This is a genomic window from Dyella japonica (assembly GCF_040545895.1).
Lineage (GTDB): Bacteria > Pseudomonadota > Gammaproteobacteria > Xanthomonadales > Rhodanobacteraceae > Dyella > Dyella japonica_D.
Map to the genome: position 1 here is coordinate 19,368 of NZ_JBEPMU010000009.1, position 21,499 is coordinate 40,866.

Below are 21,499 nucleotides of genomic sequence, written 5' to 3' on the forward strand. Positions count from 1 at the left end.
CCGTTGAAGCCACCGCGCATTTCGTCCCCTGAGATGACCCTAGTTTGATGGACACCTTTGAAAGGGGACTGGACTGCCCCGGAGATCACGGCACTTCCGGCCTATGATTGCCATACGCACACACTCCTGACAGCGGTCGTTTCTTGCAAGCCATCCCATCAGGCTACGTGAAGCGTGGCCTGATGGGCCTTGAAGAGCACACTCAATCCGCCGCCGGTTTGACAGGTTCCTTGAGAGTTGGTGCGCTTGGGGAGACGGGAGCGGCCTCATCCCGCAACAGCGTGCGTGGTAGCGCGAAGTTACTGAAGATGCGCTGTGTGAATGGGTTGTTGGCTTTCTCGGCGGTCACGCGGTAGCGCATCGCGCCACCATCATCCGCGGTAAAGCTTAGATCGACTGTGGTGGGCGTAGTGCCGGTGAGCTGGGCTCGGCTCAGCAGACGGAACATGGACCAGGGGCCGCGGAACACGAGGCTGCTGCTGTTGCCGCTGCTGTTGACCAGGGTCACGCGACTATCGGTGCTGGTCCCCAGGCCGTTTGGCCATATCAAGCCCACGCTGTTGCTGGGACCGTGATCGTAGGAGATCAGCTGACCTTCGATACCGAGCACACTACTGCGGCGATTCGGCGTCAGGCCAAGCGGCGTCACGTTGAACTGCACGCTGAGCGCGCCGCGATTATTGAAGAACGCATCGCGGATGCGATTGGCCGCTTCAAGCTGGGTCAGCACATCGGTGCGTACCAGATAGCCACCGCGCCGCTCGGAGTACAACGCATCAAGGTTGTCCTCCAGGAACACCTTCAGGTACTTGTCGCGAAACTGTTGCAGCCTACCCTGGGGCCCGAAGAACGCTTCGAAATCCTCCTGCGAGGCATCCGAGGCGCTGGCCGGATTGAACGGGTAGCGCCCCGCCAGGTGTTCGCTATAGAAGCTGTACACATCGGTATCCCAGCGACGCTCCAGCTCGCGAAGCGCTTCAATCAGCAGGACCTGCGAGGATTCGTCGGCGATCTTCTTCACCTGTCCGTTCAACGGCTCCGGCAATCCGGCCGCCATGCGCTGCAAGATCCCGATGGGGTCCTGTCCCTTCAATGCAAAGCGATCCAGCATCATGGCTAGCGCCGCCTTGCCGTGATCGGGGCTGTCCTGCACGCTTTTCACCACATCGCGGACATTGCCGACAGCGGCCATGGTTTCATCCAGGTACGACGGCTTGTCGCCCTTGGCCACCAGCAGGTCGGTCAACGGAGCAAATGATCGGGCGACATCTGCAGCCAACTGGCGGTTCGCTGCCTCGTTGGCGGACGTGGGCGCCTTGACCTTGCCGTCGGCCGGCGTCGCCGGATTGAGCTGGGTATTGTCCCGCACCGTTTCCACCAGACGGCGCATCGGCGCCGCTGGGCTGGTGAGGCTTTCGAGGACCGCCACCGCCTCTCCAATGTCGTTGAAGTCCACGATGTCGAGCTTGTTGATGCCCTGACGCCAGTTTGCCATGTAGTCCGCGGCGTAAATGGTGCGCACCCGGCCCGCCAACGCCTGTTTGTCGGCGTCGGAGTAATCGATATGGTTGCGCTGGCCCAGCGTCCACTCGTCGATTATGGCCAGTTCGGTCACGTCCTGGCTGCGTGGTTCGAAGTAGTCGTGGAAGCCCCGGGCGGTGAGCAGCGCGTCGATCTGCGTGCCCGACACCTTGGCGTCGTCCGTCGTGCGAGTCCGATACACGATATCGAACGCCGGGCCGATCTCGCGGCGCAAGTCCAGCGGAGCATGCAGGGTTTCGTCCGCCTGTTGCTGCATGGTCATGTAGACGCGTTGCGGCATCGGGATCTGGCGCAGATCCTGCTGCACCTCCGTCACACGTTCGCGATACTGGGGTAGATCAGCGTCGGCATATTTCATGGCGTAGTCCAGGTGACGCATCAGGTCATTCTGCGTGGCGCCATCGCCGGGGAACGCCTTCTGCCAGTATTTGGCCATCCATTCTTCCACGATCGGCGCGCGGCGATTCAGGCGATCCTCGATCATCCGGTACACACGCAACGCGGCAAGTTCCTCGTTGCTGTTGCCAGGCGCATGGTTCATGGCATCGATAACGCCGCCGGCCAGTGCCGGAAGGAATCGCCGGGAAAGCAATTGCAAGTAGGCCTCGTCCACCTTGGGACCGATCTTGCGGCCCTGGTACAGACCCATGTCGGACATCACCGGCCAGGCGTTGCGATAATCACCATACACCGTCACCGCATCGCGGATCCGGTCCAGCGGCACCAGCAGGTTTTGTCCGGTGGGATCAGATGCGGTATCGACATGCTTGCCGCTGAAGTCCCGACTCTTGGCCAGCACGTTCAATGCCAGGTCGCGATTGAGCGTGTAGTAGTGGTACCAACCCGCCGTGATCAGCAGGCCTCCCAGCATGGCCACCCCCAGGTTGATCAGCAGCGCACGTTTCTTGTCAGCAATGACCTTGACGTTATCGCCGGCCAGCCCCGCCTCGGGGTAGATCACGCGCTGGAAAATATGCTGGGCAAAGTAAACCGTGCCACGCCCTGCCGACTGCGCCTTCGATACCACCGTTTCCAGATGGAACGCCTCGGCTGCTGCATCCACGAACGCATTATTCAGCAGCCCCTCCTGATAGACGGAAGAGAAGTACACGCCGCGCGGCAGTGCGGGCGCACCCGAGCGATCGCTGCCCAGCACGTCGGACAGGAAGCGAAGCAGGATGGGCAGCAGACCATCCAATTCGCGTGTAAGCGAGAACAAACCCTCGCGCTGCTCTCGTTCGAACGGCTCGCTTAGCGCATCGAACACCTGCTCGTTGACGCGGGCCACCATGGCGCCGTAGCGCTGGGATAGTTCTTCCATCCAGGCGTCGAAGTCCTTTACCGAGTCCAGCGTAAAGGTGAAACCGAAAATGTCCTCGCGCTTCGCGCGCGGCAGGCGCGAGAAAAACGTCCCGAAACCGTCGAGCTGATCGGCCTTGCTCAACACCACGTAAATGGGTGGACGCGTGCCCAGATGGGCACCCAGTTCGCTCAGGCGTGAGCGAAGAAGTGTGGCCTGCGCCTTGCGGTCGCTGGGCTTTTGATTGAGCAGCGCGATGAGGTCGATCACCAGCACCACGCCGTTCAGCGGGCGGCGGCTGCGGTTGCGGCCAAGCCAACCGATCAGGTGCTTCCACAAGCGCCTCTGCAAACCATCTGGCAGCTCTCGCTTGCCAGGTTTGTCCATGGCTTGCGTGCCCTCCGCTGTATTTGCCTCGGTAGCGGCAAGCTGGGCGCTCTCCTTCTCCAGGGCGAGATCATCCGCCTGGCTGATGATCTCGCCCGGCAAATCGATCAACACCGCCTGATCGCCCATCCACCAGTCGATGGCATAGGCCAGATCCGGATCGGCGTTACGGCCGCGCTGGGCCTTGGTGGTGCCCGTGAGATAGAAGTTCTGGTCGGAGCGATTGATGAAGCTCGTCTTGCCCGCGTCCTCGGTGCCCAGCACTATGTACCAAGGCAGCTTGTACAAGCCCTGGCGACCTGTCTGGCTCCCCTTCAGCACGGACAGGCTTTGATCGAGCCAGCGCTCTTGGGCCTCTACATACTTCAGGCCCTCGTCACGCTCAAGCGTGATCTTGTGATTTGCCTCCACTTCAAATGCTTTGTTGCGCTTGCGCAGAACCAAAGCCCAGGCCAGCGTGGGTACGATCAGCAGCAGCACGGTAAGCAAGACACGCACGGACAATGGAGCCAGCGGCTTCTTGTCGTGCCATTGCCAAAGGGGCCCGAGCCACCAAATGGCGATCAGGAGGAAAAAGACACCGAGGAGCAGCAGCATCGGTGTCGCTTGTTTGACGTGACGAAGCAGAGCAACGCCCCCGCTCCTGATAAAAGGCCAAATAGTCATGGTGATGTTGCTCCTTGATGCTTGCGTCCTTGCTCGCTCGCGACCTGTAACGGCAACTGGCGGGCCAAATGCTCATAGAGAGCGGGCTCCCAATGCTCGGCCGACGTGCTTTGCATGGCGCGGATAACGCTGGCGTAGAGGTCGTCTGCCAGCCACGTCAGCCCACGCGAAGCGAGCAGATCGGCGGCGATGACGGTGGCGTAGCAGCGCTGGCGTGGGGCGCTGTAGGTGGTCTGAAGGCCTTGCAGGCGACGCAGTACGACTTCGACGCCTTCGTTGTCGAGCTGCGTGACCAGCTCGTCGCGCAGATTGCCGTATTCCTGCAGGTTGGCGGCTTTTGCCGAGTCGGTGGCGCCACTGAGCCAGTTCAGAGTTTCACTATCGACGAAGGGCCGACCATCGTTGAAGCACAGCTCGGTCAGCGTGGGTATGCGTCGCACGAAGCGTTCGGTAGCGAGACGGATGGCGTCGGCCACTTCTTTCATTTCCAGTCGGGCCGCGATGCCGGCGGCGAGAAAGCTGCCGCGTATCCAGTACGGCGAGGACGCCACGCTCTTTTCCACGCGCTGCAATAGCACCGGGCTTACGACGTTGTTGCGCAGCGCCTCTTGATAGGTCTGAGCAATGTCAGCGGGCACGCCCATCAATTCGGTGCGCTGCTCACGACGTGCGGGCGGCGCGGCATGCAGATGGGCCCACAAGGCAAAGCGCCGCAGCTGGTAGCCGGCGGGGTCGTAGGCGTCCTGTTGGTTGATGAAATCGGCAACGGCGAGCAGGGAGCGGCGGTTGTCACGCTCTTCGCCCAGCTTGAGGTTGCTGGGTACGGTGAAGAACGCCTCGCTGATGGCCGTTCCGCCGGTTTGTCCCGGGGTGGGCGTGGGCGTGGCGGGCGCAGCTTCGGGAAAGCGCGCGGCGTCGGCTTGTTGCTGAAGTTTCGCTTCCAACTTCGCCAGCAAGGCGGCGTCGATCTGCGCCCCGGCGGCGTCTGCCTGTAGGCGATCCAGCGCCTGTTGTGCGGTCGCCTGCTGCTCCTTACTGAAGCTATGCGGATCAAGGGCTGGGAGCGCTTGCGTAAGGCGCTCTATCAGCAGGGCGACCATTTTGCGTTTGGCGAGATAGCCGGTAGCGCCGGGCTTGGGATAACTGGTTTCCCAATAGCGATTGACCAGGCCTGCCAGCACACTGATGGCCTCCGCCCATTGACGCCAGTTGCGCACACGCAGTCGCGCCGTCACCAGGTGACCGGCGACACGGAAGTGTTTGCATTGGCTGCCTAGGTATTGGCGCGAGGCTTCGTCGATGTAAGGCCAGTCCATGCGTGACTCATTCAAGCCGCCCAGCTTGATCATTTCCTGATCGATGCCCTGATAGGTTTCGTCTTCCTCGTCGAAATGGCCGGCGGGCTGCTGCGCGTCGATGGGCGCGAACAGGGCATCGAGATCCAGGGGAGCAAAGTCGATCACCAGTGACACGCCTCCCGCTGTTGACCGATGAGCTCGTGCAGATCGCTTGCGTCGAAGATCAAGCCGTCGAGTGGTGCATAGTCGCTTTCGGTTTGGAGCCGTCTGCCGCTGGGCAAGCGCTTGAGCGTGTCGATGGCGACCAGGCCGCGACCCGCATCGGCGATATTGCCCACGTCCAGCACTTGCCATGGCATGGCATCGGCGACGGGCGCATCGTCCATCCGCAGACGCATGCGTATGCGGTTGTGGGGGATGGACTGCGCCGTAATGAACTGGAGGCGCGTGATGCCGGACAGGCAGCTGATGGCCAGCAGTGGACGCGGCGTGCCGCCGCCCAGTGCCGGTGCGGAGATGACCATTTGCACGGCGCCGTTATCGCCTTCGCGTGAGCTTGAAAGCAAGAAGCGATGGTCGTCGGCCTTGCGCTGCGCTTCGTTGCTCTGGACCAACCTGGCGATGCGGGGCGTCGCAACGGTGCCTGCTTCCGCGGCGGTCGGCGGGGTGGCAGTGGATGCGGTGGCGGGCAAGGAGAGCGGGGTATGCGCCACGGTGTCGAAGCACGTCAGTCGCTCCACCGCGGACGCGATTTTCGTGCAGTCCGGTGTCTGGGGGGCGGCCGACTGGCTGGGGGCGTTGTCGCCGCGGCCGCACGCGGCCAGACCCAGCACGAGCAAGCACGGAATAAGTGATTTCATAGGGAATCCGTCTCCCGGTCCAGGTTCCATTTGCGGCATTTATAGGCCAGGGTGCGTTTGGGAATGCCCAGGCTCTGCGCGGCCTGACTGCGTGATCCGTTGAGCTGCCGGAGGCGGTCGCCGATCATCAAGCGTTCGAAGGTGTCCATGGCTTCGGTCAGATTGTGCATCGATAGAAGATCTTGCAGCGGGGCGCCGTCGCGCGTTGTCCGCATGTCAGCAGGCGTCGTCAGGGCCTGCATGGTCTCGACATGGATCGGCTTGCCTTGCCCGGTGCGCTCTGCGGCGGCAAGTACGAGATTGCGAAGTTCGCGCACGTTGCCGGGAAGGGTCTGGTTGCGTAGCCATGCCAATGCGGCGTCGGAAAACCCGGCAACGTGGGCGTGGCGCGCACGGTTGTGCTGAAGCAGCACATGCGTGGCGATGGCGGGGATGTCCTCGGCGCGCTCGCGCAGCGGCGTCAGGTGCAGCGATTGCTGCCGGATGCGGTAATAGAGGTCCTCACGGAACTGGCCTTCGCGAATGCGGCGCGACAAGGGCTGATGCGTGGCGCAGATAAGCCGGAAATCCGACTCGCGCTCCTTGGTGGCGCCAACGGGGCGATATTTCTTCTCGTTGAGGACGCGTAGCAGCGTCCCCTGCAAGGCGAGCGGCATGTCGCCGATTTCATCGAGAAACAGCGTGCCGCCATGGGCTTCCGCGACGAGTCCCGAGCGCGCCTGCGTGGCGCCCGTGAAAGCGCCGCGTGTGCTGCCGAACAATTCGGCTTCGATCAACTCGTTGGGAATGGCCGCGCAGTTGACGGGAACGAACGGACCGCCTCGCGCCGATGCCTGATGGATCAGCCAGGCGGCGTGATCCTTGCCTGTGCCGGTTTCGCCCGTGATAAGTATGGAGAGGGTGGAGTCGGCCAGTCGCAGCATCTCCTCGCGGATATGCCGGGTGACCGCGCTTTCGCCGACAAATTCAGAGGCGAGCAAACGCTCGGCGCGATGGTCGCCGCGATCGGCTTCTCGTTTGCGGTGCACCGTGCGCTCGTAGCGGATGCTCTGTTCGGTGCTGACCAGGTCGCTCAGGCGCGCGAACAGGCGTTCGTGCGTGTCCAGCAGTGCTTGCCAGAGCGGGGCCGCTTGCAATGCAAGCAACGCGCCGGAGACGCCGAAGAACACGAGTACGCCTGTCATTTCCTGGCGAGTATTCTTAAGCGGGAGCGCCAAAAGTGCCTGCGTGGATGGCCAGTGCGCGCGCAGGGCGTCAAAGCTCTCGCCAACGCTGACCAGACGGTTGATATCGTCTACCTGACATGGTCTCGCCGAGCTCAAGCAATAGACCACAGGGTTGTCCAGTTCACTGGTGTCGAGCACGGGCAGCGCCACGCTGGAGGGCACGCTGGCCAGAGGAAGCAGGCAGTCACCGGCGAGGTTGCGCCGGTAGCAGCAAGCCCCCTGCCATCTCCAGATGGGAACGATGTCGTCCAGAAAGGCCTGAGATAAGGCCTCTGGCTGCGTCGCCATAGCCATGGCACGGACGAGCTGGGCAACGGCAACGGCGTCCATGCGCTGCCCCTAATCCAGCGAAGCCGCAAAGGCAGCGCCGTTCCACGCCAGCAGCGGGCGCCCAAAGGCTTGGCCGGAGGCCATACGCTGCAGGACGGCGAGCGACAGCGGCGGTAGCAGCTCACCGTCGATGCAGGCATCCAACATGCGCGCACCGTTCTCATGACGCGTACAGCGCGTACGCAGCTCGTCGGTCGCACTGGCATCCACGACCAAGGTGGCGCCATAGCGTGTCGCGAACTGGGCGATCAGGCGCTGTATGCGGGTATCGATGATTTCGCCGAGAACGTTGTCGTCCAGGTAGCGATAGGGAACGACTTGCATGCGCGCGAGCAGGGCCGGCTTGAAGAAACGCATGATGCGCGAGCGTAGTGTGTCTTCATCCAGATCGCAGAGCGGACTATCCTGCTGGTCAAAACCGAGGTTGGAGGTGAGGAAGAACAGAATGTTCTTGCAATCGATCAAGCGGCCTTCGCCATCGGCGAGCTCACCTTTGTCAAAGGCCTGATAGAAGATGTTGAGTACCTCGGGGTGGGCTTTTTCAACCTCGTCCAGCAACACCACGGAGTAAGGGCGCTGGCGGATGGCCTCGGTAAGCAGGCCACCTTCGCCGTAACCGACATAACCGGGCGGCGCGCCGAGCAGGCGCGACACGGTGTGCTTTTCCTGGTACTCGGACATGTTGATGGTGGTGAGGAACTGCTTGCCCCCAAACAGCACGTCGGCGAGCGCCAGCGCGGTTTCCGTTTTGCCGACGCCACTGGGCCCGACGAGAAGAAAGGCGCCGAGCGGCGTACCGGGCCGCCGCAGATCGGCCATGGCCGTCAGCAGATGCTTATGGACGCGTTCGATAGCGGTGTCCTGTCCCTTGACGCGCTCCCTCAGCAACGCGGGCAAGGCGCTCAAACGCGCCATGCGATCACTGGTCATGGTGTTGGCGGGGATGCCCGTCCAGTCGGCAACGACCTGTGCGATCTGCTCCCGCCCCACATCGGGAAAGAGAAAAGCACCCTCGCGCTGAAGTTCTGCCAGTTGCGCCACTTTGGCGCTTAACGCGCCACGCGTGGCGCTCTCGTCATGAGCGCCGGCGAGCTCGTCGCCCTCGCCCGACGGCTGGCGCAGGGCGATGATCTCGTCAACTAGTTGCTTCTGCCGTTCCCAGTCGTGGCGGATCTTCCGGATTTGCTCGCCGATCTGGTCGCGCCGGGCTTCCAAGTCGTTGATGCGCTGCATTTCGATGGAACGACCGTAGCGAGCATCGCGCTGGAGAAGATCCATTTCGGCGACTATCTGCAGCTGCTCGTGTTCCAGAGACGACAGCCGACGCGGCGGTTCGGCCAGCGCCGTGGCAACACGGGCGCAGGCGGTGTCGAGTACGTCGATGGCCTTGTCCGGTAGCTGGCGTCCCGCCAAATAGCGGGCGGACAGTGTGGCCGCCGCCTGCAGCGCTTCATCCGCAATGATGACGTTGTGCGCCTGCTCATAGACCGTACGCAGGCCACGCAGAATGTGCACGGCCTGCTCCTGGCTGGGCTCATCCAGCTTGACCAGTTGGAAGCGCCGCGACAGGGCCGGATCTTTCTCGAAGTACTTTTTGTATTCCGACCAGGTGGTGGCGGCGATGGTGCGCAGCTCGCCGCGCGCGAGCGCCGGCTTGAGCAGGTTGGCCGCATCGCTGCCACCGGCGGCATTGCCAGCGCCGATGAGGGTGTGGGCCTCGTCGATAAAAAGAATGATGGAATGCGCCGACGACTTGACCTCGTCGATGACGGCTTTGAGCCGCTTCTCAAATTCGCCCTTGATGGCCGCGCCGGCCTGCAAGGCGCCGAGATCCAGCCCCCACAGGGCAACCTGTCGCAACGGTTCGGGTACGCGCGCTTGCACGATGCGCAAAGCGAGGCCCTCCACCACCGCGCTTTTTCCCACACCGGCGTCGCCCACCACGATGGGATTGTTTTTACGGCGACGGGACAGGATGTCGATCATCAGATCGATCTCGCTATCACGACAGAGCACTGGGTCGATACGGCCTTCGCGGGCCTGCGCCGTGAAATCATGACCGTACTTGGAAAGTACGGAATCCGCTTCGTCGATCGGCTGTGCCACATGTGTCGTCGATGCATCCGGTGATTCAGCCGAGCTGGCGAGCAGCGTGGCGAATTGTTTGCGGAGCGATTCCCGGTTGATGCCATCCAGCAGGTGTATGGCGGCAAGCGGCAGATAGCGGGCGGGGTTGAGCAGCGCCGCGAGCAACAGGGTGCCGCTGCGAATCATGTATTGCCCGAGCTCCAGCGAACCGAGCATCCACGCCTCCTGAAGCAGCTCCACGAGCAACGGGGAGAACGCTGGATACTGATCGCTGCCACCGCCCTGCTCCGGGAACGCGCTGGACAAGGCCTGTCGCGTGACGTCAACGTCCAGCCCGGCCTGGCGAAGCACAAGGCGAATATCGCTCAGGGGGTTGTCCAAAAGTTTGAACAACAGATGCGGCACCATCACTTCTGCGCCACGCTGGCTGATGCAAAGGCTGGCCGCCTCTTCAAGGCCATGCCGACACGTGGGGTTCAGCCGCTCGATAAGTGCCGGTAGATCAATTCTGATCATGCAGTTAAGACTCGTCCATTGATGTCTCGCTCACTCGCCCTTTTGAGTGCTGCCTTCGGACCGCACCGCAGCGGCGCAGCCGCTCGTGGGCATGCGCATTGGTTTTGTGTCCAACGAACTAGCTGAGCACTTTGGTCGATGCACATCCATAGGACAAAACTCATTTCGGCGCAGGATTTTCGCGTAACACCTGGCCATGGTCCGCCAGGCAATTCCCCTGGTGTTTTTAGGGCTCGTCTGATTGCTCAGCGCCACGTGCATTGGGTAGCGTGGTCTGCTGGAGCTCTATCGTTGTACTTCTTATTCGAGATGCTCGCGAACACGGATAGTCCTCATGCCAGCGTTGCTTTTTCGCCCTCCGAAAGGGCGGCGCTTTGCGCTCTTGGATGGGCAGGCACGACAACCGTGCGAATAACGGCTATAGAGGTGCTGAATCGTTTCTTTTGCAGTATCCACATGGAGTTGTTATGGCTAAGAAAGCAGGATCTGTCGCACCGCAGGAACGCATCAACATCAAGTACGTGCCCGCCACGGGGGACCAGCAGGCAGAGATGGAGCTGCCTCTGAAGCTTCTGGTTACCGGCGATTTCAAGGGCCATGGTGAGCAGAAAGCCCTGGAAGATCGCCAAGCCGTCCGGATCGATAAGGACACGTTCGACAGCGTGATGGCCGAAGCCAAGCTCAACCTCAAGATGGAAGTGCCTTCCGCGCTGGGCGATGGCGCCGAAGACGATACGCTCCATGTCGACCTGCAATTCAAGTCGATGAAGGACTTCAGCCCCGATGCCATCGCCAAGCAGGTTCCGGAACTGAGCAAGTTGCTGGATCTTCGCGAGGCTTTGGTGGCGCTCAAGGGGCCGCTCGGCAATGTGCCGGCGTTCCGCAAGCAACTGCAAACGCTGCTTTCCGACGAACAGGCGCGTGCCAAGTTGGCCAGCGAGCTCGACCTGGTCCTGCACCAGCCCACCAAATCCTGAGCGGTATCGGCCCGATCACTGAATCGTCTCGTACCGCATGACATTGCGTCGTTAAGGAAAACCCATGGCACAGAAGAACACCGCGGCCGCCACGGCCACCCCTGTTTCGTCCACGTCTGGTCTGCTGGACCAGATCATGGCGCAGACCCGCATTGAACCCAACCATGAAGGCTACGCCGTCGCCGAGCGTGGCGTGGCTGCCTTTATTGCGGAAATGCTGAAGACCGAAGAGCGCGAGCAGCCGGTGAACAAGCAGCTGGTCGACCAGATGATTGCCCAGGTCGATCGCAAGCTCAGCCAGCAGATGGATGCCATCCTTCACCAACCCGCACTTCAGGAACTGGAGTCGGCGTGGCGTTGCCTTCAGCTTCTGGTGGATCGCACCGATTTCCGCGAAAACATCAACATCGAGGTTCTCCACGTCACCAAGGACGAGCTGCTGGAGGATTTTGAAGGGTCCGCCGATATCACGCGCAGCGGCCTTTACAAGCATGTCTACACGGCCGGCTATGGTCAGTTCGGCGGCCAGCCCACTGCCAGCATCATCGGCAACTACACATTCGGCCCGTCCGCGCCCGACATCAAGCTGCTGAGCTACGTCGCTTCCGTGGGCGCGATGGCGCATGCGCCGTTCATCTCGGCGGCGGGCCCGGAGTTCTTCAACCTGAGCAACTTCCAGGACCTGCCCAACCTCAAGGAAGTGAAGGACATCTTCGAGGGGCCGCGCTTTACCAAATGGCGTGGCCTGCGCGAGTCCGAGGACGCGCGCTATCTCGGCCTGACCATGCCGCGCTTCCTGCTGCGCCAGCCGTACGACCCGCTCGAGAACCCGACCCGCAATTTTGTCTACCGCGAAGCCATTGACGGCGACCACGATAACTACCTGTGGGGCAACACGGCCTTCCTGATGGCCAGCCGCATCACGGAAAGCTTTGCCAAGTATCGTTGGTGTCCGAACATCATCGGCCCGCAATCCGGCGGCGCGGTGGACGATCTGCCCGTCCATCTGTATGAGTCGCTAGGCCAGTTGCAGGCCAAGATTCCAACGGAAGTGCTGGTGTCGGACCGCAAGGAGTTCGAGCTTTCCGAAGAGGGCTTCATCCCCCTCACCATGCGCAAGGACAGCGACAACGCGGCCTTCTTCTCCGCCAATTCGGTACAGAAGCCAAAGGTATTCGCCAAGACTGCGGAAGGACAGCAGGCGCAGACCAATTACAAGCTGGGCACGCAGCTGCCGTACATGTTCATCATCAATCGCCTGGCGCACTACATCAAGGTGTTGCAGCGCGAGCAGATCGGCAGCTGGAAGGAGCGTCAGGATCTGGAGCGCGAGCTCAACGGCTGGCTCAAGCAGTACATCGCAGACCAGGAGAATCCGTCCTCCGACGTACGTAGCCGCCGCCCGCTGCGCGCTGCTCACATCGAGGTGCAGGACGTCGCTGGCAACCCGGGCTGGTATCAGGTCTCGATGGCGGTGCGTCCGCACTTCAAGTACATGGGCGCCAACTTCGAGCTGTCGCTGGTGGGCCGGCTCGACCGCGAATAAGAGGACAGCGCCATGCCGAGGTCACCGGGACGGGGAAGTCTGTGGGAAAGGCTGGAACCGGATGCACTGCCTCAGCGTATGCGAACCCGGCAGCAGATGGCGGCCGAACGGATTCGTGCCATCAAGCATCATCTGCAATGGCTGCTCAACACCCGTCAGGGCTGCTCCCAGAGCAGCCCTGATCTGGGGTTGAGCGACTTCAATGATGCCGCTATCGGAAGCACGGACCTGGCGTTACGCGTTCGTCACGATATCGAACGCCTGGTGGCCAGGTATGAACCACGCGTGCTGGTGATAGGCGTACGGGCCTGCCCCGATCCTGACCAGCCGTTGGACCTCCATTTCCGTCTGGACTGCCTGGTTCGCGTTCACAACGCCGATGAGCAGGTCGAAATCGATCTGCTCATCCGTCATCAGGATCAGTCGGCACGCGTCGCCTAGCTAAAAGGAAAGCACAACCCCATGTCGTTACGACACAAGTTTCGCGAAGAAATGGACTATCTTCGCCGGCTTGGCCGCGAATTTGCCAAGGACAATCCGCAGCTGGCGCGATTCCTGGGTGACGAATCGGCCGATCCGGACGTCGAGCGTTTGCTCGAGGGCTTTGCTTTTCTCACGGCCAAACTGCGTCTTAAGATCGAAGATGATTTTCCCGAGCTGACGCATTCGTTGCTGCAACTGTTATGGCCAAACTATCTGAGGCCGCTGCCTAGCGCCACGATCGTGCGTTTCGACCCGGTGGACCGGGCCATCACGCAGCGACAGGAGATTCCTAAGGGAACGCGCATGCTGTCCCGGCCCGTGGATGGCGTGCAATGCGAATTCCGTACCTGTACGGATGTCGTGCTATACCCGTTTTGCCTTCGCGAGGTCAGCGATGCGCACACCCGCGAGAAGTCGATCGTGCGCATTGACCTGTCGACGACCACAGACAATGCGCTCCATACGTTCGACTGTGACCAGCTGGACTTCCATTTGAGCGGCGACGACGTCACTTCCAGGACGGTCTACCTCTGGTTGGCCAAGTACCTGGATGAAATCCACCTGGTGATAGATGGCGAGGTCCGCAAGATCGCGCCCCAGCAGGTGACGTTTCCGGGATTCCATCCCGAGGAGGCGCTGCTTCCTTATCCGCGTAATGTCTTTGACGGTTATCGGATCCTGCAGGAGTACTTCATTTTCCCGCGGCGATTTCACTTCTTCAGTCTCAAGGCGCTTCGTTCGACATGGCCCGCCAAGCCCGCTGCCGACATTCGCCTCGAGTTTCATTTCTCGCGACCGATGCCGGCCGATATTCGGCTGCGTACCAGCGACGTCTCGCTGTACTGCGCGCCGGCCGTCAATCTTTTCGCCCGCGATGCCGAGCCGATTCAGCTGGATGGCCAGGCCGTCGATCAGCGCCTGGTCCCCTCCTCTGGTCACAACCGCGAGGCCTACGAGATTTTCAGTGTCGATGCCGCCGAGAGCTATCAGCGACAAGCCAATGGCCAGCAGGGACATCGGCTGCGGACCTTTCATGCGTTTGAGTCGCTGCAGCACGAGATCGAGCACGCACAGGGGCGAACGGCGCTTTACTACCGCACGCGTATCGAGCAGGCGGTGAACGATGATGGCCTGGTCCATCGGATTGCCTTCGTCCGTGCCGATGAGACCGCCTATATCGGCCAGAGTGAAACGGTATCCCTGTCACTGACCTGCACCAATCGCGACTTGCCGTTGGCGCTTGGCGTGGGCGACATCTGCCTGACGACGCAGACCACGCCCACGTATGCGAGCTTCAGCAACATCACGCCGCCGACGCCCGCCTATCGCCCCGTGCTAGATGGGGAGCTGCTGTGGACCCTGATCTCCAATCTTTCGCTCAATTACCTGTCCTTGCTGTCGGCGGAGCCGTTGAAGGCGGTTGTTCGCGCATATGACTTCGCCGCGCTGCATGACATCCAGCATGCGCGCGCGACGCGCAAGCGCCTGGCCGGCGTGCAGGAAGCGGTGACGCGGCCTGCCGATGTGCTGATGAAGGGATTGCCCATACGCGGACTCAGGACGGAGCTTAAGCTCGATCAGTCGGCGTTTCCCTGCGAGGGCGACCTGTATCTCTTCGGTACGGTGTTGAGCCACTTCTTCGCGCTGTACGCCAGCATCAATTCGTTTCATCAACTCGACGTCATCAACGTCAGCAACAACGAAAGCTATCAATGGCCATGGCAGATCGGCAAGCAACCACAGATCTAGCCGACATGCTGCTGGCCAAGGCGAAGAATCATGACTTCTTTCGCCTGCTGGAGCAGCTGCACGGCTTGCATAGCGATGATCTTGAGGCGATCGATGCGGTCGAGCCGGAGCATCAGCGCATCCGTCTGAGCAGTTATGCCGGCCTGGGTTTTCCTGCGTCGGACATCATCCTTGCCGAACGCATGCCGGCGGACGCGCGCAGCGACTACCGGGTACAGGCCAGCTTCTTTGGCCTGCACGGCCCCGACTCTCCCTTGCCGAGCTATTACCTGGATCGCCTTGCCTACGAATATGGCCAAGGTGTGGGCGTCCGCCCGGCGTTTCTTGATTTCTTCAATCACCGCCTGCTGACGCTGCTGCATCAGGCATGGCGAAAGTATCGCTACTACGTTCGCTTTCAGCAGGAGGCCAAGGACGGCTTTTCGCGTTACGTCTTCGCCCTGATTGGCCTCAATGACGAGGAGTTGCGTGGGGCTACCCCCATTCCGTGGAGCCGCCTGCTCAGCTATGCCGGCCTGATCGCCAGTCGCAGCCGTTCGCCCTCCGTGGTGGCCGGCATCATTGCGCATTGCTTCGACCTGACCGCCGTCCGCATCCAGGAGTTTGAGCAACGGTACATGGACGTTCCGGAAACGCAACGCCTCTCCCTGGGGAAGCGCAACGGCATGTTGGGCGACAGCTTCGTGATCGGTGGCCGAGTTCGCACCCGGCACAGCAAGTTCACCATCGTTATTCCCGACCTGGATCAGGTGCGCTTTCGCCAGTTTCTTCCAAGCGGCGAAAACTTCGACCGTCTGCGCAAGCTGATCGACTTTCTGCTTCGCGACCCCTCCGCCTATGACCTGGAGCTGGGGCTGCGCCAGGAGGAAGTGCCGCCCTTCAACCTTGGCAAACGCAACGGCAGCCATCTTGGCTGGACCAGCTTTGTGGATCAAAAGGGCCTGCGCAAGTCATCCCGTGTTCGTATCAAGGTGCGCCTATGACCGTTACCGCTGTTCCGCGCCACGTGACGCTCGTGGTCAGCAACCCTCAGGCTCTTCAGCATGGCAGTACGCCACGACATCGTTTTGACCGCACGGGCGGCACGATCGGTAGTCGTGCCGCCAATTGGATTCTCGCGGATCGTCAGGATCGTATTGAACCCATCCATTGCGAAATCTGCGTGGAAGACGGTCACTTCTGTGCGGTGGATAGGTCAGGCCAGACGCATATCAATGGCGCTCACGCCCCCATCGGGCGAGGTGTTGGCGTGCGCCTTAGCGAAGGCGACACGCTGCTCGTCGGTCCTTATGTGCTGAGCGTACATCTTCATGACAACGACGATGCGCCGAGTGATCCGTCGACCTCCAGCGTGGATGAGCTATTCGGCGAACAAGGGAGCGATCTGCTCGACCCAGCCGACGAGACGTCTCGGGCATCGGCGATGCGGCCCCCCGTGCACGAGGGGTTGGCTGCTTTTCAGGCGTTGTCGACGCCGGATGCTGGTCGTTTGGACCTCGATCCTCTCCACGCCTTGGATGCCGCCGAAAGCAAAGCGGTACCGCCAACACCTGATCCGCTCGATCCCATCCATTACGGCCTGTCGCCAGCCAAACCACAGGCGGACCTGAGCGCCACTCGCTTCGAGGCAGTGTCCGGTGCGCCCCCTATTCATTTCGGAGAAATGCCCATGAACCAACAACGTATGGATGCGACAAAGGCCCAACACTGGATATCTGCGCAGCAGTCGAATGGCGGCGATCCACGCCAATGGGTGGCGCCCCTCTTCGAGGGGCTCGGTGTGTCGCTGAGTACGGTGGACGCTCAGACGGCCTACCGGCTGTTGCTGGAATGCGGCCAGGCGCTGCAGGCAACCCTGCAGGGACTCACTGCGCTGTACCGTGTGACCGCGGGGAGTGATGAGCGGCTGGCGCTACTTGGTCGGACGTTGCAGCCCATCGAGGACAATCCACTGCGGCTCAGTCTGAGTTACGAAGATACCGCGCGCGCGCTCTTCGGCAACGAACGCAGCGTCGTACACCTGTCGGCCAAGGCGGCGATGGAAGAGAGTCTGGCGCAGGTACGGCGTCATCAAGAGGCTATCGTGCAGGGCATCAGCGCCGGCCTGGATGCGCTGCTTCGCTCCTTCTCGCCGGACGCGTTGTTGCAGCGTTTCCAGCGCTATCAACCTGATCCGGCGCCGGCGCCCGACACGGACGACTGGGCATGGCGGATGTACACGCACTATTTCAACGAGCTGGCCTCTTCGCGGCAGATGGGTTTCGAAAAGCTGTTCTGGGAAGTGTTTGAACAAGCCTACGATCATGCGCTTCGCGCGGAGGCGCAATGAGGCTGTATCGCGCCTCCGCGCTGTTGCTGGCCGCCATGAGCGCGGCCAGCTGCAGCATGTTTCATCGAAAAGACGCCGATGCGCCGACCCAGGTGGCGCTGAGCCTCTACGCGGCGCCGAACGTCAACCCCAACCCCGATGCCCTGCCACCGGATACCTCCGCCCCTGTCATGCAGACGCCGGAGATGGCCGCGGTGACGGTCAATACCCAGACGAACGAAGGCCCTTACCTCGTCAATCTGAGCGGCACCAGCAAGGCGGAGCTGGCGGACAAGATGAAGGCGTTGCTCGATTATCTGCAAGCGCCGGAAGACGGTAAACCTGCGCCACAGACGTCGTTGAAGGTGACGCAGGCCCCGGATACGCCGGGCGTGGCGAGTCGTGCAACGCCGGCGGCAACAACAGCCACCGCTACCGCCGCGGTAGCCTCGGCTGTCCGTAGCTCGGCCGCAACGACGGCCACCGTTGCCCCTTACGTCCCCGGCGTGCCCGCAGGCATCGGCAAGATCGCCTCGGGCGTGGCGAGTATCTCCCCCGCTACCGCTCCCGCCGTTTCTGCACCATCGCCAAAAGCGGACGCCACTGCGCCGAAAGCGGCAGCACTGGGCATGCCTAGCGACGTGATGCAGGCAACGCAGGTGCCTGTTCCGCTGCGCTCCAGTAACGAGACGCACACCAGAGCCCCCGCCCTTGGACAGTACGCCGATGGCCCATCCGGCCTGTCCTCCACCCAGGCAAGCGCATACACCGCCATGGCGGGCACGCCGATTGCCTTCAAGATCCTGCAGCTGAAGGACGATTCGGTTTTTCTGAATGCCGATCACGATCTGCTGCTCAAGGATCTGAAGAAGACGCTGGGAAGTACCTACGTTGATGACGACGACTACGTGCTCCAGCCGGGCCAGTTCAAATACGTCGAGTTCAAGAAGATCGACAAGAACACCCGCTATATCGCCGTTTTCGCCAGCTTCCATGACCAGACCAGCGCGGTCTGGAAGCAAGTCGTGCGCGTCGAATCGGGCGGCTACAAATATTCGCTGCTGGTGATGTTTCAGAACATGGACGTCGGCATGGTCGATGAGAGCTATCGCCAGCCGCCAAGGAAGAAATCATGACGACAAGAAATCCGGTCATCTGGAGTGAGGGGCTGTTCGTCAAACCCCAGCACTTCCAGCAACAGCAGCGTGCGCTGGAATACCATGCCAATCAGCGCATCAACGGCATTAGTGAGCACCTTTACGGCTTCAGCGAGCTTGAGATCAACCAGGAGTACTTGAGTTTCGGCAAGATCGCCATCGTGCGTGCACGCGGCGTCATGCCCGACGGCAGCGTGTTCGATATCCCCAACGATCACGCGTCGCCCGTGCCGCTGGCCATCACCGATGCCTCCACGGCCAACCAGGTGGTTTATCTCACGCTGCCGTTGAGATCCGAGGGCGTGCTCGAAATCCAATGGCCCGATACCTATGCCTGTACACGTTACGCAGCGCGTACCGAAGAGGTCAAGGATACGCATAGCCAGGAAGGCGATTACGTCTCGATGGATGTCGCATCCCTCAACCTTCAGCTCACCTTGGAGCGCGACGACCGTAGTGCGTTCACCGGTATCGCGCTGTGCCGCATTCTGGATCGACGCCCGGACGGTAGCCTGATTCTGGACGAGGCATTTTATCCCACCAGTCTGTCGCTCAACGCGGTTCCGCCACTCCAGCGATTCCTTGGCGAAACGGCCGGCCTGATGCGCGAGCGTGCCAAAAACATCGCCGAGCGCATTGGCTCTCCGGGGCAATCGGGCGTGGCCGATGTCACCGACTTCAATCTGCTGCAGGTGCTCAACCGGCTGCATCCCTACTTTCTGCATTTATCCCGATTGCGCCACCTGCATCCAGAGCAACTGTATGTTGCCTTCAGCCAGGCATGCGGCGAACTGGTGACCTTCACCGACGAAGGCCGGCTCCCCCAAGAGTACCCGGCTTACCAGCATGACAGCCTGCGGGTATCGTTTCGCATGCTGGAAGAAACCCTGCGTCGTTCGCTCAGCACGGTGCTGCAGCCGCGCGCAGTCTCGTTGCCGATCGTGCGACAGCAATACGGCCTGCTTACCGCGGCGGTGCAGGATCGCGGCTTGCTGGCCAGCGCGGACTTCATTCTGGCCGTGCGCGCGCGCATGCCACTGGACAAGCTACGCCAGCAGTTCGTGCAGCAAGCGAAGATGGCGTCGATGGAGAAACTGAACGAACTCGTCAGTCTCCAGTTGCCGGGAATTCCGCTTAGCCCCCTGCCGGTGGCACCCCGTCATCTGCCATTCCATGCTGGCTTTACCTACTTCCAACTCGATCGCACGCACCCGAGCTGGCAGATGATGCGCGACACCGCTGGCTTCGGCTTCCACATTGCCGGCGATTTCCCCGAGCTCGAACTGCAATTCTGGGCCATCCGGAGCGAATGACATGACCGCCTCGAACACCGCACGCCATCGCGGCAGCTTTCTGCGTGCCACACCTCCTGCTGAGATCGCTCGGAAGCGGTATCTTAGCTATGAAACCATCAGTTCTATCGACAACGATGAGGACTTGGGCTTTTCGCTGCGGGGCCATGGCTACAACCCACTGGTGGATGCAGCCTTCCCGCTGTTTGGCCTGGTAATCCGTCTGCGACAGATGGATGAGTGCGAGGATGTCAAAACCTTGTATAGCGACGTACGCGACCAGATTGCCTCGATCGACGAAGAAGTACGCAAGCAGAGCTACGATGGCGCCACGCAACTTGCCTACCGCTATGCCTTGTGCTCGTTCGTCGACGAGGCCGTCATGCAGACGTCCTGGGGCTCCCACTCGCCATGGGCGGAACGCTCCCTGCTTAGCCACTATCACCAGGAAACGTGGGGCGGCGAGAAGTTCTTTACCGTCCTGTCACGCATGTTGATGGATCCGAAAAGGTACCGCGACGTGCTCGAGCTCAAGTACCTGTGCCTTTGTTTGGGATTCAAGGGAAAATACGGCGTACAGCACAACCAAGCCGAAGCCCTTCAGGGAATTATCCGGAAACTGCACGACGTGCTTCGCGACATGCGAGGAGAGACGCCCGAGCAGTTGACGGATGCGCAGGACCATGTCGCCGCCCGTCGCTACAACGTGGGTCGACAGCTGCCTTGGTGGACGCCCTGGCTGGCGGTGCTTGGCGCGCTGATCGTGGTTTACGGGCTGTATGCGATGAACCTTGATCACACGACAAACGAGGTGCTTCGCTCGCTGGACACCATGCTCAAGCGATAGATGAGGAAAACCCGCGGGCATCGCCGAACGCTCCATGCAAGTCTTGGAGAAACGGGGTGGCGGGCAATCCATTGCCCGATCGGGCAATCCATTGCTCGCTTCATTCTCAATAAAATCAATCGCCTGGAGATTGGTGGGCAATCCATTGCCCGATTCCCCCTTGAAAATCGGCCTTTTTTGCATTGGCTGCTCAAGCACCTGTTGCGAGGTGCCATAAGCTCTCTCGTAATGCCTTGATATAGCGTCACTTTGCCAGCTGCTCGACGCGTTGGCACAGCGATTGCCTATAGACCCCTGCCATCTCCACGGATGGCCCTCTCGGTCCACGCGGCCGTTCTCTCACGACAAAGGACTTTGTCATGCCAACACCCGCTTATATCAGCATCACCGGCAAGACCCAGGGCAATATCACCAAGGGCGCCTTCACCGCCGACTCCGTCGGCAACGTCTACGTGGAAGGCCACGAGGACCAGATCCTGGTCCAGGAAATCGAACACCGCGTCACCACCCCGACCGATCCGCAGAGCGGCCAGCCCTCCGGCCAGCGCGTGCACAAGCCGTTCGTGTTCACCTGCGCACTCAACAAGGCCGTACCGCTGATGTACCAGTCGCTGGCCTCCGGCGAAATGCTGCCCACCGTCGAAGTGCAGTGGTTCCGCACGTCGGTCGACGGCAAGCAGGAGCACTTCTTCACCACCCAGCTCGAAGACGCCACCATCGTGGACATCAACACCGTGCTGCCGCATGCGCAGGACACGACGAAGTCCGAGTTCACCCAGCTGATCAAGGTGGCCATGGCCTACCGCAAGATCACCTGGACCCACACCATCGCCGGCACCGAAGCCTCGGACGACTGGCGCAAGCCGATGGAAGGCTGAGCGTAAGCGATCGCCACGACCCGCCCTGCGGCGGGTCGTGGTGTCCTCA

Annotated in this window: 15 protein-coding genes; 10 read left to right on the plus strand and 5 right to left on the minus strand. The window is 61.3% G+C overall.

The window, feature by feature from the left end:
- Window positions 1–202: 202 nt before the first annotated feature.
- Genes tssM through tssH form a run of 5 tightly spaced genes read right to left on the minus strand, consistent with a single transcriptional unit; the run spans window position 203 to window position 10,213 of the window.
- Complete coding sequence (gene tssM / locus ABIC75_RS22185) at window positions 203–3,895, minus strand: type VI secretion system membrane subunit TssM (RefSeq protein ID WP_354016075.1); 3,693 nt, start codon at window positions 3,893–3,895, stop codon at window positions 203–205.
- Window positions 3,892–5,358, minus strand: a complete 1,467-nt coding sequence (tssA, locus tag ABIC75_RS22190) for a type VI secretion system protein TssA (RefSeq protein ID WP_354016076.1) — start codon at window positions 5,356–5,358, stop codon at window positions 3,892–3,894. Before tssA ends, tssM begins: the two co-directional genes overlap by 4 nt.
- The gene (gene vasI, locus ABIC75_RS22195) at window positions 5,355–6,053 is read right to left on the minus strand and encodes a type VI secretion system-associated protein VasI (protein ID WP_354016077.1); all 699 of its coding nucleotides are present in this window, start codon (window positions 6,051–6,053) and stop codon (window positions 5,355–5,357) included. The genes tssA and vasI overlap by 4 nt, the downstream gene beginning before the upstream one ends.
- Window positions 6,050–7,609: a sigma-54 interaction domain-containing protein gene (locus ABIC75_RS22200; protein ID WP_354016078.1), complete on the minus strand. Its 1,560-nt coding sequence runs from the start codon at window positions 7,607–7,609 to the stop codon at window positions 6,050–6,052. Before ABIC75_RS22200 ends, vasI begins: the two co-directional genes overlap by 4 nt.
- Before the next feature lie 9 nt (window positions 7,610–7,618).
- Window positions 7,619–10,213 carry a type VI secretion system ATPase TssH gene (gene tssH, locus ABIC75_RS22205; RefSeq protein WP_354016079.1) on the minus strand — a complete coding sequence of 865 codons (2,595 nt, stop codon included), beginning with the start codon at window positions 10,211–10,213 and terminating at the stop codon, window positions 7,619–7,621.
- 467 nt (window positions 10,214–10,680) lie between these two features.
- On the opposite strand from tssH, the gene tssB reads away from it, so the two are divergent.
- The 10 genes from tssB (at window position 10,681) to ABIC75_RS22255 (ending at window position 21,450) form a co-directional block, all read left to right on the plus strand.
- Entirely contained in the window at window positions 10,681–11,190 is a 510-nt protein-coding gene (tssB, locus tag ABIC75_RS22210) for a type VI secretion system contractile sheath small subunit (RefSeq protein WP_354016080.1), read from the plus strand.
- Between the two features lie 64 nt (window positions 11,191–11,254).
- Window positions 11,255–12,736: a type VI secretion system contractile sheath large subunit gene (gene tssC, locus ABIC75_RS22215; RefSeq protein ID WP_354016081.1), complete on the plus strand. Its 1,482-nt coding sequence runs from the start codon at window positions 11,255–11,257 to the stop codon at window positions 12,734–12,736.
- Window positions 12,737–12,748: 12 nt separating this feature from the next.
- Entirely contained in the window at window positions 12,749–13,177 is a 429-nt protein-coding gene (tssE, locus tag ABIC75_RS22220) for a type VI secretion system baseplate subunit TssE (RefSeq protein ID WP_354016082.1), read from the plus strand.
- A gap of 21 nt (window positions 13,178–13,198) precedes the next feature.
- On the plus strand, window positions 13,199–14,968 hold the full coding sequence (gene tssF, locus ABIC75_RS22225; RefSeq protein WP_354016083.1) for a type VI secretion system baseplate subunit TssF: 1,770 nt from the start codon (window positions 13,199–13,201) through the stop codon (window positions 14,966–14,968).
- A 5-nt stretch (window positions 14,969–14,973) separates the two neighbouring features.
- The gene (tssG, locus tag ABIC75_RS22230; RefSeq protein WP_354016084.1) at window positions 14,974–15,951 is read left to right on the plus strand and encodes a type VI secretion system baseplate subunit TssG; all 978 of its coding nucleotides are present in this window, start codon (window positions 14,974–14,976) and stop codon (window positions 15,949–15,951) included.
- Entirely contained in the window at window positions 15,948–17,297 is a 1,350-nt protein-coding gene (tagH, locus tag ABIC75_RS22235; RefSeq protein ID WP_354016085.1) for a type VI secretion system-associated FHA domain protein TagH, read from the plus strand. The genes tssG and tagH overlap by 4 nt, the downstream gene beginning before the upstream one ends.
- A 35-nt stretch (window positions 17,298–17,332) precedes the next feature.
- Entirely contained in the window at window positions 17,333–18,412 is a 1,080-nt protein-coding gene (tssJ, locus tag ABIC75_RS22240; RefSeq protein ID WP_354016086.1) for a type VI secretion system lipoprotein TssJ, read from the plus strand.
- A complete protein-coding gene (tssK, locus tag ABIC75_RS22245) occupies window positions 18,409–19,746 on the plus strand; it encodes a type VI secretion system baseplate subunit TssK (RefSeq protein WP_354016087.1) in 1,338 nt (445 codons plus the stop codon). The genes tssJ and tssK overlap by 4 nt, the downstream gene beginning before the upstream one ends.
- Before the next feature lies 1 nt (window position 19,747).
- Window positions 19,748–20,572, plus strand: a complete 825-nt coding sequence (icmH, locus tag ABIC75_RS22250) for a type IVB secretion system protein IcmH/DotU (RefSeq protein ID WP_354016088.1) — start codon at window positions 19,748–19,750, stop codon at window positions 20,570–20,572.
- Window positions 20,573–20,931: 359 nt separating this feature from the next.
- Entirely contained in the window at window positions 20,932–21,450 is a 519-nt protein-coding gene (locus tag ABIC75_RS22255) for an Hcp family type VI secretion system effector (protein WP_354016089.1), read from the plus strand.
- Window positions 21,451–21,499: the final 49 nt, after the last annotated feature.

What these genes read in the sequence shown, in the direction of transcription:
- tssJ (WP_354016086.1), top strand. Translation starts at nt 17,333, where the DNA reads ATGAGCGCGGCCAGCTGCAGCATGTTTCATCGAAAAGACGCCGATGCG.
- icmH (WP_354016088.1), top strand. Translation starts at nt 19,748, where the DNA reads ATGACCGCCTCGAACACCGCACGCCATCGCGGCAGCTTTCTGCGTGCC.
- ABIC75_RS22255 (WP_354016089.1), top strand. Translation starts at nt 20,932, where the DNA reads ATGCCAACACCCGCTTATATCAGCATCACCGGCAAGACCCAGGGCAAT.
- tssM (WP_354016075.1), bottom strand. Translation starts at nt 3,895, where the DNA reads ATGACTATTTGGCCTTTTATCAGGAGCGGGGGCGTTGCTCTGCTTCGT.
- tssK (WP_354016087.1), top strand. Translation starts at nt 18,409, where the DNA reads ATGACGACAAGAAATCCGGTCATCTGGAGTGAGGGGCTGTTCGTCAAA.
- tssF (WP_354016083.1), top strand. Translation starts at nt 13,199, where the DNA reads ATGTCGTTACGACACAAGTTTCGCGAAGAAATGGACTATCTTCGCCGG.
- vasI (WP_354016077.1), bottom strand. Translation starts at nt 6,053, where the DNA reads ATGAAATCACTTATTCCGTGCTTGCTCGTGCTGGGTCTGGCCGCGTGC.
- tssB (WP_354016080.1), top strand. Translation starts at nt 10,681, where the DNA reads ATGGCTAAGAAAGCAGGATCTGTCGCACCGCAGGAACGCATCAACATC.
- ABIC75_RS22200 (WP_354016078.1), bottom strand. Translation starts at nt 7,609, where the DNA reads ATGGACGCCGTTGCCGTTGCCCAGCTCGTCCGTGCCATGGCTATGGCG.
- tssE (WP_354016082.1), top strand. Translation starts at nt 12,749, where the DNA reads ATGCCGAGGTCACCGGGACGGGGAAGTCTGTGGGAAAGGCTGGAACCG.
- tssH (WP_354016079.1), bottom strand. Translation starts at nt 10,213, where the DNA reads ATGATCAGAATTGATCTACCGGCACTTATCGAGCGGCTGAACCCCACG.
- tagH (WP_354016085.1), top strand. Translation starts at nt 15,948, where the DNA reads ATGACCGTTACCGCTGTTCCGCGCCACGTGACGCTCGTGGTCAGCAAC.
- tssC (WP_354016081.1), top strand. Translation starts at nt 11,255, where the DNA reads ATGGCACAGAAGAACACCGCGGCCGCCACGGCCACCCCTGTTTCGTCC.
- tssG (WP_354016084.1), top strand. Translation starts at nt 14,974, where the DNA reads ATGCTGCTGGCCAAGGCGAAGAATCATGACTTCTTTCGCCTGCTGGAG.